Here is a 15629-nt window from a genome sequence, read left to right as displayed (position 1 = left end):
CGGTGGTCCTGGAGGGACCTCGTGCCCTCCCGTGGCGCTTCAGCCCCTCGTCGTGGCGCTCCTCCTCCGGCGGTGGCGCCGCTCAGCCCAGGTCGACGATGCCGACCGTGGGCGGGACCCCGAAGCGGATCTGGGGGGCGTGGCCCCGCTCCATGCCGATGCCGGGCGACACGTAGATCCGGTTGCCGGCGACCTCGTGGAGACCGCCTGCGGCGACCGATCGGGGCACCGCGGTCAGCGTGACGAGGGGGCCGACGAACGGCACCGAGACCTGGCCGCCGTGGGTGTGGCCGGCGACGGTCAGGTCCACGCCGGACGCCGGTGGCAGTCCGAGCACGGTGTCGGGCCGGTGCGAGAGGAGGATCCGCACGGTTCCCGCGTCCTGCGCGAGCAGCTCGTCCTTCACGCGCTGCGCGTCGGGTGAGTCGAAGTCGAGCCGCGTCCCGCCGATCGCCACGGTCCGGTCGCCGACGGTCGTGGTGACGACCTCGTCGTCGAGCATGCGGATCGACTCGGGCTTCGCCCAGAGCCGCTCCGGGGTCTCGACGTCGCCGCCGACCATGTACACGCCGCCCGGCGCCCTGAGCTCGCCCAGCAGCTCGCGCATGGCGGGCACGGCCGCCTCGAGCTCGGCGCCGTCCGCCTGCAGGACGTCGCCGGGGATGAGCACGATGTCGGGGTCCGCGGCCATGGCGGCGCGCACGGCCTCGCGCTCCAGGTCGCCGGCGCCGGTCGTCTGGATGTCCGACAGCACGGCGATGCGGATCGTGTCGTGGCCGTCGCGCCCTGGTTCGACGGCGGCGTCGACGGTCTCGACGCGAAGCTGGAACGGCGCGACGTGCGTGGCGTAGAAGCCGAGCAGCGCGGGGAGGACCAGGGCCGTGCCGAGGACGAGCACCGAGGTCCGTCGGCCCTGCTCGGCGACCGGTCGGACGATCGTCGTGACGAGCACGCCGACCCCGAGCAGCGGGACGCTGACCACCACGGCGAGGTACAGGCCGTGCACGCCCCCGAAGGAGCTCAGGCCGCCGAGCACGCCCCACGCGACGACCGACGTCACCGCGGCCACGCCGATCGTGGCGAGCGCGAGCACGACGGCGAGCAGCGGCCGTCGGCGGAGCACCCACCACACCCCCAGGCCCGCCGCCGCCCACACCAGGGCGAGGACGGTCAACGCCACCGTGACCTCCCGCACGCCGGACAGTGTGGCGGATCGGGCGCGCGAGGGGGCCGCGTCGGTCACCCGCCGGCGTCGGTGCGGGACCGCCCCCATGTCGCACGGATCCGCCGACGAAGCGGGTCAGCCGGGTGCCCAGGGTCAGCTGGTGACGTCGCGGCGCCGGAGGGCGATCGCCGTGACGGTCAGGGCGATCGCCGCGTACGCCGCCAGCGTCACGAGGGCCCGCCCGGTCGACGTGTCGGTCGAACCCGGGATCAGCACGGCTCGGAGGAGCAGCCCGGGGAACCACTGCTCCGCGCCCGCCCAGCTGTCGCCGAGGATGTTCTCGATCGGCCCCGACCACACGAGCGCGACGCCCACGCCGATCGGCACCGAGCGGGCGAGCACTCCGACCGTCGTCCCGAACACCGCGGTCCCGACGAGGAACAGCGCCACGCGACCGAGGTCCTCGACCGCGGCACGGAGCCCGTCGAGCGTCGCCCACGCAGCGGTGTCGATGCCCTGCGACGGCGCAACGAGTCGGGCGGTCACCCACGACAGCACCGCACCGACCGCCGCGACCGCAAGGGCGTCGAGGACCAGCACGGTCACCTTCCCGAGGAGCAGGCGACCCCGGGAGGGCTGGTGGAGGAGCATCGTGCGGAACGTGCCGCGGGTGAACTCCCCGGCGACGGCGGCCACGAACACGGCCAGCAGGAACACGTACGTGAACGCTGCGGTCTGGGCGAACACCGCGGTGCCGCCCCCGGGCTCGGAGAGCGCCTGCGTGGTGAGCAGCGCCTCGGGGCCGGGTCCTGCACTCGGGAACGCCGCGGGCTGCGCGGCCAGCACGCTGAGCGCGGTGCCGCCGATCGAGATGATCGCCACCGCGGCCGCGGTGATCGCGATCGTTCGGCGCCGCAGGACCTTGACCGCCTCGGCGGCGATCGAACGGGTCAGCGGCGTCCCGCGCGGCGCGCGCGGCGGGGCCAGGGTCGGGATGCGGGTGGGGACGGTGGTCATCGGGCTCCTCCGGCGACGAGCGACAGGTAGCGGTCCTCGAGGCGTTCCTGGTGCGGGTGCAGGCCGGCGACCACGATCCCGTGCTCGTGCGCCTGCCGGTTGACGGCCGCGGCCACGCGCCGCTCGTCGTCGCCCGGACCGAGCTCGACGAGCAGCTCCGGGCGGTCGGCGGCGAGCTCGAGGTCGTACCCGGCGGCCCGCAGCACGTCGGCCAGGGCGACGAGCGCCCCGTCGTGCTCGGGCACGACCTGCAGCTGCCGGCCTGCGCCGCCCCGGAACCCGGCGGTCGGGCCGCTGTAGACGCCGGCGCCCGCCTCGATGATCACCAGGTGGTCGCAGATCTGCTCGACCTCGCCGAGGAGGTGCGACGACACGAGGACCGTGCGCCCCTCGGACGTGAGCGACGCGACCAGGGTGCGGATCTCGCGGATGCCGACGGGGTCCAGGCCGTTCGTGGGTTCGTCGAGCACCAGCAGCTCCGGGTCGCCCAGCAGCGCGGCGGCGATGCCGAGCCGCTGCTTCATGCCGAGCGAGTACGTGCCGAACCGGTCCTCCCCGCGGCCGGCGAGGCCGACCTGGTCGATCACGACCGGGATCCGGGTCCGGTCGTGGTCACCGAGGGCGGCGAGCACCCGCAGGTTCTCGACCCCGGTGAGCCCGGGGTACAGCGACGGCGTCTCGATGAGCGCACCGACGCGGGGCAGGTACTCGGCCGGCCGGTCGAGCGATACGCCGAGCACCTCGCCGCCGCCGCCCGACGGCGCGACGAGGCCCAGCAGCATGGCGAGGGTGGTGGTCTTCCCGGCGCCGTTGGGCCCGATGAACCCGGCCACGACGCCCCGAGGCACGTCGAAGCTCAGCGAGTCGACGGCGAGGCGGTCGCCGTACTGCTTGGTCAGGCCCTCGACTCGGATGACCGGCGCCGGCGGACCGGTGGTGTGCAGTTCCGTCATGGGCCCATCGTCGGCTCCGGGGCGGCGCCGGTCGTCGCCCCAGCGTGGAGATCCGTGCTCCACACCCGACGTACGCGCCGGCCGGCGCCCCGCGAGCGCCGGGCGTCGGTGCGCTCAGCCCGGGGCGGCGAGCCCGCTGCGGTACGCGATGACGACCAGCTGGGCGCGGTCGCGGGCGTGGAGCTTGTTCATCGCACGGCTCACGTGCGTGCGCACGGTGGCGGGCGAGACGACCCACCGGGCCGCGATCTCGTCGTTCGAGCACCCCTGGGCCACGAGCCCGACGACCTCGCGCTCGCGGTCGGTCAGCGTCCCGATCAGGAGGTCGTCGGCGGGGCCGGCCGGGGCGCCGACCGCCGGCGTCCCCGCGAAGCGGCCGATCAGGGTGCGCGTGACGCTCGGCGACAGCAGGGCGTCGCCGGCGGCGATCACCCGGACCGCCCGCACCAGCTCGGCCGGCTCGGTGTGCTTGACGAGGAACCCGGCGGCGCCGGCCCGCAGCGCCTCGAAGACGTACTCGTCGAGCTCGAACGTCGTCACCACGACCACCCGCACCCCGTCGAGCGACGCGTCGCCGGCGATCCGCTCGGTGGCGGCGATGCCGTCGAGGCCCGGCATCCGGATGTCCATCAGCACCACGTCGGGCAGGGTCTCGCGCACCACCGCCAGCGCCCCCTCGCCGTCCGCGGCCTCGCCGACCACGTCGATGTCGGGTTCGGCCGACAGGAGCACCCGGAAGCCGGCCCGGACCAGGTGCTGGTCGTCGGCGAGCACCACCCGGATCACGCGGGTCCGTCCCACACGACGCGCAGCCGGAAGCCCCCGCCGGGCCGCGGTCCGATCTCGCACCGGCCGCCGGTCACCTGGGCCCGCTCCCGGACGCCCACGAGGCCGACCCCCGCCCCGGGCGAGGCGCCGGGTCCGGGGACGCCCGGGCCGTCGTCGAGCACCTCGATCGCCAGCACGGTGCCGGCCGGCCGGTCGACCACGACCCGGGCGCGCGCACCCGGGGCGTGGCGCGCCACGTTGGTCAGGCCCTCCTGGACGACGCGGTACGCCGCGGCGCTGATCGGGGGCGGGACGCCGTCGACCGCCACGACGCTCACCTCGACGTCCACCCCGGCACGCCGCGAGGACTCGACGAGACCGTCGAGTTGCGCCAGGTCCGCCACGGGCTGGCGGGGCGCGCCCTCGCCGTCCCGGAGCACGTCGAGCATGACGCCGAGCTCGTCGAGCACGTCGCGGCTCGCCACGCGGATCGCCTCGAGCGCGTCGGCCGTCTGGCGCTCGTCCCGGCCCAGCACGTGCGCGGCCACCCCGGCCTGGACGTTGATCGTGGCCATGGCGTGCGCCACCGAGTCGTGGAGGTCGCGAGCCAGCGCCAGGCGCTCCTCGGCCCGGCGGCGCTCCGCCTCGACCTCGGCCCGCCGTGCCGCGCCGGCCCGTCGGTCCTCCTCGGCGGCGGCGCGCTCGCGCCGACCCCTGACGACGTCGGCGACGAGCACCGCGACGACCGGCCAGGCGAGGAACAGCAGGTCGCTCCACTGCACGGCGCCGCGCGCCAGCACGCTGGAGGCGAACATGACCACGCTCACCGCGATCGCGAGGCCGTAGGCCCGCGGGCGGGGGAGGGTCACGGCGACGCTGTAGATCGAGACCGCGGGCGAGCAGGTAGATCGGCCCCCCGGGGTGCTGGGCCACGGTGTACGTCCACGCTCCCAGGAGCGCCAGGCCGCAGCCGATCGCCGGCGCAGTCCGTCGGAGCGACACCCCGACGGCGGCGACGCCGATGCAGGCGTAGGTCAGCGCGTCCGCGGCGCGGTCGCCCGGCCGGTCGAGCGCGATGTGGGTGGTGATCAGCGCGACGAGCGCGCCGAGCACGAGCGCCAGCGCGGCGTCGAGGGCCCAGCGGCCGAGGCGGTCCGCCGCCGTCGGCGGCCCATCGTGCACGCCCCGATCGTACGAACGCCGCCGAGGGCTGTCGTCGTCCGCACGTGCAGACGTCGCTACGTCAGGTGTGGAGGACGCCCGGGCGAGCCTCGGCAATCGTCAACCAAGTGGTTGACGATTGCGGCGAGCCTGCGTAGGGTCGGCGGCACGACCGAGACGGGGGCAGACCATGGACGACGCGACCAACACCACCACCGCCGACGAGGACCTTCGCCGGGAGATGTCGGACCGCTACCGGGCCGTCGCCGCGGGCATGACGTCACGGGTCCGGGCGGTCCCCGCCGATCGCTGGGACTCGCCGGCGCCCTGCGAGGGCTGGGTGGCCCGCGACGTCGTCGACCACCTCGTCGGCTGGCTCCCCGCGTTCTACTGCGGGAGCTTCGGGGTCCCGCTGCCCGACCTCCCCTCGGCGGACGACGACCCGGTCGTGGCGTGGTCGGCGCTCGACGACTTCCTGCAGTCGTCGATCGACGATCCCGCCGTCGCCGCGAGCCGAGGTCGGTCGCCGCTCGGCGACAGCTTCGCCGGTGCGTTCCACGCGGCCGTGTCCGACGTGCTCGTGCACACCTGGGACCTCGCCCGGGCCGCCGGCCTCGACGAGCACCTCGACGAGGCCGAGGTGCACCGGCAGGTGGCCGCCCTGGAGTCGATGCCCTTCGACGCGATGGTCGACAGCGGCCACTACGCGCCCGGGGTGGCGGTGCCCGACGGCGCCGACGAGCAGACCCGGTTGCTCGCCGCCCTGGGGCGCACGCCCTGACCGAGGCGCGGCCGACGGGTGCGTCCAGGGCGGTCAGGTGGTCGGGTCGAGCAGGCCCGCCGTCACCGCGACGGCGGCGGCCTCGGCCCGGCCCCGGACGCCCAGCTTCCGGTAGATCGACACGGTGTCGGCCCGGATCGTCGACGGGCTGTACGACAGCTCGGCGCCGATCGCCGCGTTGGTCCTGCCCCGGGCGATGAGCCGCAGGACGTCGAGCTCGCGGTCCGACAGCTCGTCGATGCCGGCCGACGTCTCGGGCGCCGGCGAGGGCCGCGCGCCGTCGGCGGGGCGGCCGAGCCGCGCCCGCACCTCGTCGACGCGCTGCAGCGACCGCACGTCGCCGATCGAGCGGGCCAGCTCCTCGGCGGCGTCGAGCGAGGTCGCGGCGTCGGCGCCCCGACCCGCGACGACCTCGAGCTCGGCGATCGCGAGGTCGACCGGCCCGATGCACCACCACCCGCTCGCGTCGACGGCGACGCGGCCCCGCCAGGGCGCGAGGCGCTCGAGCAGCACGCCGCCGAGCTCGGCGTCGCCGATCGTCGCGGCCGTGCGACCGAGGAGCGCCAGGCAGAGGAGGTAGCTCGACTCCTGGTCGAGCGCACGGACGGCGAGCGTCGCGTAGCGGCCGGCGCGCTCGACGTCGCCGAGGATGGCGGACATCAGCGCGACCGACGCCCGGGCGATCGGGCTCTCGAGCACCGGGAAGTCGTCAGGGCCGAGGTACTTGCGCATCTCGGTCGCGTCGTCGGTCGTGATCGTGATCTCGGCCGCGAGCAGGAGCTCGGCCGCGACCCAGCCCGGGAGCGCGTGGCGGTCGCCGACGGCATCGGCCTCGGCCCGGTGCCGGGTGGCGGTGTCGGTGTCGCCGTCGAGCAGCGCCGCCCCCGCTGCGACGGTGGCCGCCCACCATCGCAGGCGCGGGTTGCCGTCGCTCGACGCCGCCCACCGCAGCGTCGCCACCGCCCGGGCGTGGCCGGCGCGGTCGCCGGCCTCGAGGCTGTCGACGGCCATCCCGACGGACGCGTCCGCGAGCCGGTCGTGGTCGAGCAGGCGCTGGGCCAGGTCGACCGCCTGCGCCGACACCTCGAGCCGGCGCAGCAGCCAGGTCGGACCGCGGTGCGTGGAGCGCCAGGCCACCAGGGCGACCAGGCGGTCGGCGTCGCTGCGACCCTCGGTCAGGGTCAGCGCCTCCTCGGCGAGCGGCTGGGCGACGCTGGCCCGGGTCACCCACGCCACCTGCTGCTGCGGGTCGGCCGAGATCGGGATGCGCATCTCGACCATCGACCGGGCCGCCAGGATCGCCCCCCGCCGCGACGCACCGACCGTCCGCTCGGCGTCCAGCCGCTCCGCGAGGTCGAGCATGGCAGCGGTCCGGCGGTCGCCGGCGCGCCAGTCGGGCGGGAAGGTCGACCGCACCGCGGCGTCGACGAGCAGGTCGACGTCGTCGCCGGCCTCGGCGAGCGACACGACGTCGTTCAACAGCTCGCGGGACCGGGTGATGTCGCCGCGGCTCTCGCTCGCCCGCGCCAGGTCGAGGAGCAGCCGTGCCCGCTCGACGCCGGTGGCGTCGGACAGCTCGATCGCGACGTTGAGCAGCCGCTCGGCGGTCTCGTGGTCGCCCGCGGTCACCGCCAACCGCCCCGAGGACGCGGCGAGCGCCGCGAGCTCGGATCGGGTGGCCGGATCGGCCGTCCGGGCGCTGTCGAGGAGGCTCGTCGCCTGCTCGTCCCCCTGCACCGTCGCCTCGAGCAGGTCGTGCCACTCCGGGTCGATCGTGCCCTCCCGATCCGCGGGGGTGCATTTCGGCACCCCTCATCCTCCAGCGGCGAAAACCCTAGGTGGCGGGCCCCGCCGGATGAGATGTCCGAACGGACATGAAACGGGTGTTCGGCGGGTGGAGTTGGTTCACCCTGTAACGAAATCGCTCGGGGCGTCGAACGCGGCGCGCCGGGCCGAGCGGCGCAACGTCAGGAGGACCGCCGGCCCGAGGACCGCGATGGCGACGACGTTGGTGATCGCCCTCCCGGTGTCCCAACCGAACGTCGAGGTGGCCAGCGTGAAGAGGAAGAAGCGGTGCAGGTTCGACGTGACCGCGTCGCCGGCGACGAACGACAGATCGGTCCCGGCGCCGAGCGAGTACGGCCAGAACCACATGTTCATCAGGAACCCGTACGCGTACGCCGACAGCGCGCCGTACGCGGCGAGGAGGGCGATCTCCGACCCGCCCCGGAGCGGCCGGCCGCCGACCGAGCGCGGCAGCAGCCCGGCACCGAGGCCGACCCACCCGGCGGCGAGCATCTGGAACGGCAGCCACGGGCCGATCCCCCCGGTGAGGATCGCCGAGGCGAACAGCGTCGTGTTGCCGAGCACGAAGCCGAACCCGGGGCCGTAGACGCGCCCCGCGAGCACCAGCAGGAAGAACACCGTCTCGACCCCGGCCACGCCCGCGCCCATCGGGCGCAGCGCGGCGCCGATCGCGGCGAGCACCCCCAGCATCGCCAGCGCCTTGGTGTCGATGCCCCCGGAGTGCAGCTCGGCCAGCACGACCGCGATGACCACCGGGAGGACGAGCGCGAACAGGTACGGCGCGTCGGTGCCGTGGGAGAGCCCGGCCGACGGCGACAGCAGCAGGGGCCAGAGGAACATCGCCAGCCCGGCCGCCGACGCGACGACGAGCACGAGCGCGGGTCGGAACCGGAGCGCCAGCGACGAGCAGCGGTGCCCGGCGTCGTCGGGGGAGGGCATGGTGCTCAGCACGGCGCCGGCTCCGGCTCGTGCTCGGGCCGGGACCCGAGCGCCCGGCGGACCTCGTCGACGGTCAGGTAGCGCTGCGGCGCGAGCACCTTCGCGACCTGCGGGGCGAAGGCGGGCGACGCCACGACCACGTCCGCGGTCGGGCCGTCGGCGACCACCTCGCCCTGGGCCATGACGACGACCCGGTCGGCGCTCGACGCGACGAACTCGACGTCGTGGGTCGACACCATCACGGCGTGACCCCGGTCGGCCAGCTCGCGCAGCACGGTCGCGAGGTTCGCCTTGGCGTGGTAGTCGAGGCCGCGCGTCGGCTCGTCGAGCAGCACGACGCCCGGCGACGCCGTCAGCTGGATGGCCAGCACGAGCGAGAGGCGCTGGCCCTCGGACAGATCCCGCGGGTGCGCGCCACGGTCGATCCCGGGCACCAGTCGCTCGAGCAGGGCGTCGCAGGTGCCGGCGGTCCGACCGGCGTCGACGTCGGCCTGGGCGCACTCCTCGGCGACCGTCGCCAGGTACAGGAGGTCGCCAGGGGTCTGGGGCACGAGCCCGACCCGGCGGCGGGCCTCGGCGGGGCTCATCCCCGAGGTGTCGGCCCGGCCGCCGTCCGGACCGACCACCGACACGTCGCCGCCCGAGCGGTCGCCCGCGCCCTGGACCGCCCACATGAGCGAGGACTTGCCCGAGCCGTTGCGGCCCATGAGCGCCACGACCTCGCCCGGGTGCAGCGCGAGGTCGACCTGGCGCACAGCCACGGTCGACCCGTAGGTCACGACCAACCGGCGCGTCGACAGCACGGGCTCCGCGTCCGGCAGGGCGCGCCGGTAGGGCGGCGGCGCGGTCGCGAGCCGCTCGCGCAGGGCGGGCGCGGTGCGGCGGGCGTCGCGCACCGACAGCGGAAGCGGCGACCACCCGGCGAGGCGGCCGAGCTGCACCACCGGCGGCGCGACCGACGACGTGGCGAGCTGGTCGGCGGGCGGGCCGCTCTGCACGGTCCCGTCGCCGTGGAGGTACGCGACCCGGTCGGCGTACTGCACGACGCGCTCGAGGCGGTGCTCGGCGACGACCACGGTCACGCCGAGGTCGTGCACGAGCCGCGTGATCGATGCGAGCACGTCCTCGGCGGCGGTCGGGTCGAGCGCCGAGGTGGGCTCGTCGAGCACCAGGACGCGCGGGTGCGACGTGAGCACGGACCCGATCGCCACGCGCTGCTGCTGGCCGCCCGACAGCGTCCGCAGGGCGCGGTGGCGCAGGTCGGCGATGCCGAGCAGGTCGAGCGTCTCCTCGACCCGCTTGCGCATCACGTCGGGCGGGACCGCGAGCTGCTCCATCGCGTAGGCGAGCTCCTCCTCGACCGTGTCGGTGACGAAGCCGGCCAGGGGGTCCTGCCCGACGACGCCCACCACCTCGGCGAGCTCCCGGGGCGGGTGCGTGGCGGTGCTGCGCCCGGCGACCGTGACGCGGCCGCGCAGCGTGCCGCCGGTGAAGTGGGGGACCAGCCCGTTGAGGCAGCCGAGCAGCGTCGACTTGCCGACGCCGGTCCGGCCGACGACCACGCACAGCTCGCCCTCCTCCACGTGGAGGTCGACGTCGCGGATCGTCGGGCGCTCGGCGTCCGGGTAGGTCACCGTCACGCGGTCGAGGTGGATCACCGCGCCACCACCCCACGGAGCTCCCGGGCCCGCGCCGCCCGGGCCGCGCCCGCGTCGCCGAGGTCGATCGCCGGCTCCGCCGTGCGCAGGTCGACCGGGCCCACGGCGGCGGCCACTCGGACGGGCGGCGGTGCGATCACCGACGGCAGCGCACCGAGCAGCACGGCGAGCGTCGGCACCAGCGGGAGCTGCGGCCACTCGAGCGGCTGCAGCGACGGGTTGAGCTGCGCGGGGTCGATCGACGACGTCACGTACAGCGCCGTCGCCACTGCCACGCCGGTCAGCGCCACGCCCCACTCGGCCAGCCGCCACGGGTCGGGGCGGTAGCGGGTGCGGCGAACGCGCGACCCGCCGAGCAGGAACCCGGCGGTCGACGCGAGCAGCCCGAGCGCGAGCACCGGGAGGCCGAACGCCCGCGGCGTGGACGCGTCGAGGAGCCCGTACGTGCCGACGCACACGCCCACCAGGCCCCCCACGACGAGCACCCCGGTGAGCCGGCGGGCGGCGCGGGGCGCACCCGAGGTCCGGCCGTAGCCGCGGGAGTCCATGGCGGCGGCGAGCAGCAGGGACCGGTCGAGGGCGTCGGTCATCACCGGGACGACGACCTGCCGGAACCAGTGCGTGCGCCGACCGACCTCGCCGCGCAGCCGCCGGGCACGCGTCACCCGCCGGGCGCTCTCGACGAGCTGCGGCGCGACGGTGAGCGCGACGGTGATGGCCGAGCCGACCTCGTACAGCGCGCTGGGCACGGACCGCAGCAGGCGCTTCGGGTTGGCGAGCACGTTGGCGGCGCCCAGGCAGATGATGAGCGTGGCGAGGCGGAGCCCGTCGTAGAGGGCGGCGAGCACGCCCTCGAGCGAGACCGGTCCGCCGATCCGGATGCCGGCGGCGGCCTCGGGGAGCGGGATCTCGGGCAGCGTGAACAGCACGTGCTCGCCGCTCTGGCCGTCGAACAGCATGCGGAACACCACGCGGATGGCGATCACGACGAGGCCGAGCGTCACGTAGGCACCGAAGCCGGTGGCCCACGGCGCGTCGCTGCGGCGGGCCGAGACCACGAGGGCGACGACGGCGATGATGACGCCGAGCACCAGGGGGTTCGTCGTGCGGCTGGCGGCCGTGGCCATGCCCAGCGCCCAGATCCACCAGGCCCCCGGGTGGAGGTCGCGGGGGAGGCGCACGCGCCCGCCGGACCGCGGCGGTCGGCCGGCACGCAGGGACGGGTCGGGTCGCACGGGCGGGTCGGGTCGGACGGACGCGTCGGGTCGCACGGTCGGGTCGGGTCGCACGGGGTGGTCAGGTCGTCGCACGGGTCCGGCGGCGCACGACGAACGAGGTGGCGCTGAGCGCCGCGATCAGTACGAGCGCGACGAGGACGCCGACGGGGGAGCTCGACGGGCCGTCGCCCGACGAGCCCGGTGCGTTGATCGCCACCTCCTCGCCGTCGGGGGTGACGATGGTCGAGCCGGTGCTGCCGCCGTCGTCGGCGTCCTCGACGCCGGAGGTCGTGGCGGTGCCGCCGTCCGGAGCCGCGGGCACGGTGGTCTCGCCCGCGACGCCGGCGGGCGCCGTGGCGTCGGGACCTCCGGCCGCGGGCGACGCGGCTGCGCCCGGTCCGGCCCCCGCCGCCGGCGCGGTCCCGGCTGGGCCGGTCGCGCCCCCGCTCGCCGTCGGGTTCCGCGGCGCGGCCGGCCGCGCCGTCGTGGGCGGGGCGGTCGGGGTGGTGGACGGCGGCACGGTCGGCGGTGTCTTCGCCGCGTCGCACTCGCCGCCGGGGAGCGACGCCGGTGCGCCCGGCACCCGGGCGGGCGGGGCGAACCGCGGCGGCGGGATGGCGTCCGTGCCGCGGCCCAGCGAGAACGACCAGCCCTCGACAGAGCCCTCCGGGGGGTTGCGGTTGGCGCCGCCCAACGAGCTGTAGCACCAGGCCCCGCCCCGCGGTGCGATCCAGTAGGACCAGTAGGCCGAGGCCGGCGACGTCGTCTGGCACGGGTCCGCCGCGGGCCGGCCGTCGATGCGGCACAGGAAGCCGGGGAAGCGGACCGTGGTGGTGAACGGGACGCCGGCGCGCTGCAGCGCCTCGAAGCCGGTGGCCGACGGGCCCGGCGCGCAGCGCACCCAGATGCCGCCGCCCAGGTCCTGGAAGTCGATCACCACGGTCACGCCGTCCGCCGTCGGGCACGCACCGTCGGACCACGCGCCCCGCGCTCGGCGTGCCCGGCACCACCGGAGCGAGGCCGAGCCCCGCGCCGATCAGGCACGTCGCCAGCAGCAGCCCGGCGGCGCGGCCCGCGCTCACCGCGGCGACCGTCGTCCCGCGGCGGCCAGCACGGCGCCGACGGCGAGCAGGGTGACGGCGGCACCCAGCAGCAGCACCGGGTCCGTGCCGGTGGTGGCGAGGCCGGAACCGCTGGGGGCGCCCGACCCGGACGACGTGCTCCCGCTCCCCGCGGACAGGTCCGCGCCACCGCCGACGGCCACCTGCTCGCCCTCCACGGCGGTCAGCTCCGACGTCGTCGTGGTCTCGCCGGGGACGCTCGTGGTGGTGGGGGTGGGGGCCGCCGTCGTGGTCGTCGAGGACGAGGTCGTCGTCGGAGCGGAGGTCGTGGTCGTCGTCGACACCGGCGGCAGCGGCTCGACGTCGTGCGGCCCGTACGGCGCGAGTCCGAACGCCAGCACGGCCTGGGCCGTCGTCCGCCGCCACTGGTCCGCCGCCTGGGCCGTCACGCCGTCCGCCAGCGCCGTCGCCCGGGCCGCGGGGTTGTAGGCGACCGCGCCGACATCGGCGGCTGCGGGCGTGCCGGCGGCGTCGGCGCCGAGCTGGCAGCACGAGGCGATCCAGCCCGCGGCGCGGTCGGCCGCGTCGACCACGCCGGCGGCCCGCAGGAGCTGCGCGGCCAGGCCGGTGCTGTTGGTGTTGGCCGCGGCGGTCGGCCCGGCCCCGCCGAACGACCCGTCGGCGCCCTGGCGCCCGAGCAGCCAGGCGGTGCCCTGCTCGAGCGCGGCGGCCACCGCGGGGGTGCGGTCGACGGCGAGCAGCGCCTGCAGCGCGAGGGCGGTGGCGTCGGTGTCGGCCCTGGCGTCGTCGTCGCAGCCGGTGGTGCCGGACAGGTCGAGCCGGAAGCCGCCCGCGGGGCACTGCTGCACGAGGAGGTACGCCACGGAGGGCGCGGGGACGCCGTCGTCGGAGAGGGCGAGGGCGAGGATCGACAGCGACTGGGCGAACCCGTTGGCCGCGTCCCACGCCGGGTCGGGCACCCGGTCGGCGAAGCGGCCCGCCTGCGGACCGCTCGTCACGACGAGCGAACGCAGCTCGGCCTCGAGGTCGACGCCGTCCGCCACGGCCGGTCGGCCCATGGCCCGCAGCGCCAGCACGGTCTTGCCGGTGGCGCCGGCGTCGCGGACCGTGTCCGCACCCGACGTCCAGGTCGTGAACGCCGCCGCCCCCTGCACCAGCCGATCGGTGGCGGTCGTCGCGGCGGGGTCGGCGGTCCGGCCGGCCGCGGCGAAGGCCAGGATCGCGTCGGCCGTCAGGCCCCAGTCGGTGGATCCGGCGGTGAACCCGGGCATGGTCCCGCCGTTGGCGCCCATCTCGTCCGCGAGCCAGTCGAGCGCCGGCGTGGCCGGGGCGGTCGGTGCAGGTGCGGCCGCGCCCGCACCGAGCGAGCCGCCGGCCAGGCCCACCAGCAGGCCGGCGAGGCACGTCGCCAGCGCGCCCCAGCGGAGGGCGGCCCGGCGGCGCGCCGAGGCCACGTCCACGGTGTTCGGCGCTCCCACGGAGCGCACGGCGTTCGTCATCTCACACCTCCCGGCCGATGGCCCTGGAGGCCCGCCACGGAGCGGAACGCCGGGGCTTCGGCATCCGCAGTCCACGACGGATCCCTCGAAGCTCGTCCGCCGCGTGGAGCGATCCGGCTCGTCGACGGTCGGGACCGTCGACCCACGGTTGCGGGACAGCGCCGGAGTTCGACCGGCTTTCCTCGCACGCAGCGTCCTGACTCGGTTGACGGCCCATCTGACCACCGGCGCGGCGGGACCCGCAAGCGGGCCACCGAGGTCGCCGGTCGGTCGGGCCGGTGGGCGGCGTGGCGTCCCCGCGGGGACGACGACGGCGCCGCCGCTGCGGCGTCAGGCGGCCGGGGCGTTGCGCAGGAGCGCCTCGTTCGGCTCGGGCGGCAGCTCGGTCAGGGGCTGGGCCACCTCGGCGACCGTCGGGCCGATGCGGTTCGCGACCGGTCGCAGCGCCTCGAGGTCGAAGTCGTAGAGCGCGGCGGCGTTCTCCGACAGCACCTTGCGGATGTCGGCCGGGTCCCAGTCGTGGAACACCTGGCGCAGGGCCAAGGTCGAGTACGGGTACGTCGCCTCGTCGTGCGGGTAGTCGCTGCCCCACATGACGTGGTCGAGGCCGACCGAGTCGACGGCCGCCTTCACGTCGGCGCGGGACGGGAAGCTCAGGCCGAACCAGCAGTTCTGCCGCACGTAGTCGGACGCGCTCCTCGGCAGGATGTGCTCCGGCTTGAAGCGCAGCTCGCCGATCGCGCCCTTGGCCCGAATGGACTCGAGGTGCCCGTCCAGCTGGCGGAGGAGGCCCGGGAGCCAGGAGCAGCCCTGCTCTGTCAGCACGAACTTGAGGCCCGGGAACCGCTCGAACGCGCCGGACAGCAGCATGAACAGCAGCGGGCGGTGGCTGAAGTACGGGACCTCGGCGATCATCATCAGCGCCGAGCTCGGCACCCGCTCGTAGGCCGGCGAACCGGTCCCGCCGTGGCAGTTGACCGGGACGTCGAGCTCCTCGCACACCGCCCACAACCGGTCGTAGTCCGGGTGGTTGAGCTGCGGGATCCAGTCGACGTCGGGCGGGTTGTTCGGCAGCAGCACGCCGCCGGTCAGGCCGTGCTCCTTGATCCAGCGCACGTCCTCGATCGCGTCGTCGATGTCGTTGACGAAGATCTGGCCGATGCCCTTGCGCCGGTCGGGCTGCTCGCCGCAGAAGTCGACGAGCCAGCGGTTGTGGGCCCGGATGCCGGCCAGGCGGTGCTCGTACTCCTCGGGCTTCGGCGGACGGGCGAACAGCACGAAGCTCGGGAAGAACGGCGGGACCGTGTTCGGGAAGATGACCTCGCCGGCGACGCCGTCCTCGTCCTGCTGGCTGGTGCGCATCTCGCTGTCCCAGTTGCGCAGCCGGCGGGTGTCGCCAAGGTCGCTGAACGGGTTCTTGTACTCGCCGCGCCAGGCGTCGAAGTCGTCGCGGTACCGCTCCTCGAGGTACTCGCGGTACATCGCGTGGCTGCCGCCGGCGTGCGTGTCCGCCGAGATGACGGTGTAGTGCTCGTCGGTCTCGTTCGCTGTGGCCATGGGTGCCCCCCTGGGAGGTCCGGTGG

13 protein-coding genes are annotated in these 15629 nt (G+C 75.8%); 1 reads left to right on the top strand and 12 read right to left on the bottom strand.

What is annotated here, in order from left to right; genetic code table 11:
* Positions 1–82 precede the first annotated feature (82 nt).
* From LH044_RS07780 to LH044_RS07760, 5 genes are all read right to left on the bottom strand, one after another.
* Entirely contained in the window at positions 83–1195 is a 1113-nt protein-coding gene (locus LH044_RS07780) for a metallophosphoesterase (RefSeq protein WP_227759286.1), read from the bottom strand.
* 123 nt (positions 1196–1318) lie between these two features.
* Positions 1319–2182, bottom strand: a complete 864-nt coding sequence (locus tag LH044_RS07775) for a hypothetical protein (RefSeq protein ID WP_227759284.1) — start codon at positions 2180–2182, stop codon at positions 1319–1321.
* Positions 2179–3135 carry an ABC transporter ATP-binding protein gene (locus LH044_RS07770; protein ID WP_227759283.1) on the bottom strand — a complete coding sequence of 319 codons (957 nt, stop codon included), beginning with the start codon at positions 3133–3135 and terminating at the stop codon, positions 2179–2181. Before LH044_RS07770 ends, LH044_RS07775 begins: the two co-directional genes overlap by 4 nt.
* Positions 3136–3249: 114 nt before the next feature.
* The gene (locus tag LH044_RS07765; protein ID WP_227759273.1) at positions 3250–3921 is read right to left on the bottom strand and encodes a response regulator transcription factor; all 672 of its coding nucleotides are present in this window, start codon (positions 3919–3921) and stop codon (positions 3250–3252) included.
* The gene (locus LH044_RS07760) at positions 3918–4772 is read right to left on the bottom strand and encodes a sensor histidine kinase (RefSeq protein WP_227759271.1); all 855 of its coding nucleotides are present in this window, start codon (positions 4770–4772) and stop codon (positions 3918–3920) included. The genes LH044_RS07765 and LH044_RS07760 overlap by 4 nt, the downstream gene beginning before the upstream one ends.
* Before the next feature lie 482 nt (positions 4773–5254).
* Between LH044_RS07760 and LH044_RS07755 the strand changes: the two genes are divergently transcribed.
* The gene (locus LH044_RS07755; RefSeq protein ID WP_227759269.1) at positions 5255–5845 is read left to right on the top strand and encodes a TIGR03086 family metal-binding protein; all 591 of its coding nucleotides are present in this window, start codon (positions 5255–5257) and stop codon (positions 5843–5845) included.
* 33 nt (positions 5846–5878) lie between these two features.
* On the opposite strand, the gene LH044_RS07750 is transcribed toward LH044_RS07755, so the two are convergent.
* The 7 genes from LH044_RS07750 to LH044_RS07720 form a co-directional block, all read right to left on the bottom strand.
* Positions 5879–7654: a LuxR C-terminal-related transcriptional regulator gene (locus tag LH044_RS07750; protein WP_227759267.1), complete on the bottom strand. Its 1776-nt coding sequence runs from the start codon at positions 7652–7654 to the stop codon at positions 5879–5881.
* A 96-nt stretch (positions 7655–7750) separates the two neighbouring features.
* Positions 7751–8590 (bottom strand): ECF transporter S component, encoded by an 840-nt coding sequence (locus LH044_RS07745; protein ID WP_374210602.1) that lies wholly within the window; start codon positions 8588–8590, stop codon positions 7751–7753.
* Between the two features lie 5 nt (positions 8591–8595).
* Positions 8596–10248: an ABC transporter ATP-binding protein gene (locus LH044_RS07740; protein WP_227759258.1), complete on the bottom strand. Its 1653-nt coding sequence runs from the start codon at positions 10246–10248 to the stop codon at positions 8596–8598.
* Positions 10245–11429: a CbiQ family ECF transporter T component gene (locus LH044_RS07735; RefSeq protein WP_227759250.1), complete on the bottom strand. Its 1185-nt coding sequence runs from the start codon at positions 11427–11429 to the stop codon at positions 10245–10247. The genes LH044_RS07740 and LH044_RS07735 overlap by 4 nt, the downstream gene beginning before the upstream one ends.
* 115 nt (positions 11430–11544) lie before the next feature.
* Positions 11545–12411, bottom strand: coding sequence for an SCO2322-related protein (locus LH044_RS07730; protein WP_227759249.1), 867 nt, complete (start codon positions 12409–12411; stop codon positions 11545–11547).
* Between the two features lie 132 nt (positions 12412–12543).
* Complete coding sequence (locus LH044_RS07725) at positions 12544–14046, bottom strand: hypothetical protein (protein ID WP_227759247.1); 1503 nt, start codon at positions 14044–14046, stop codon at positions 12544–12546.
* 330 nt (positions 14047–14376) lie between these two features.
* The gene (locus LH044_RS07720; protein ID WP_227759245.1) at positions 14377–15603 is read right to left on the bottom strand and encodes an amidohydrolase family protein; all 1227 of its coding nucleotides are present in this window, start codon (positions 15601–15603) and stop codon (positions 14377–14379) included.
* Positions 15604–15629: the final 26 nt, after the last annotated feature.

Source organism: Dermatobacter hominis, from assembly GCF_020715685.1.
Taxonomy (GTDB): domain Bacteria; phylum Actinomycetota; class Acidimicrobiia; order Acidimicrobiales; family Microtrichaceae; genus Dermatobacter; species Dermatobacter hominis.
Note: the sequence above shows the minus strand (reverse complement) of the source record. Positions and strands in the feature narration are given on the sequence as shown.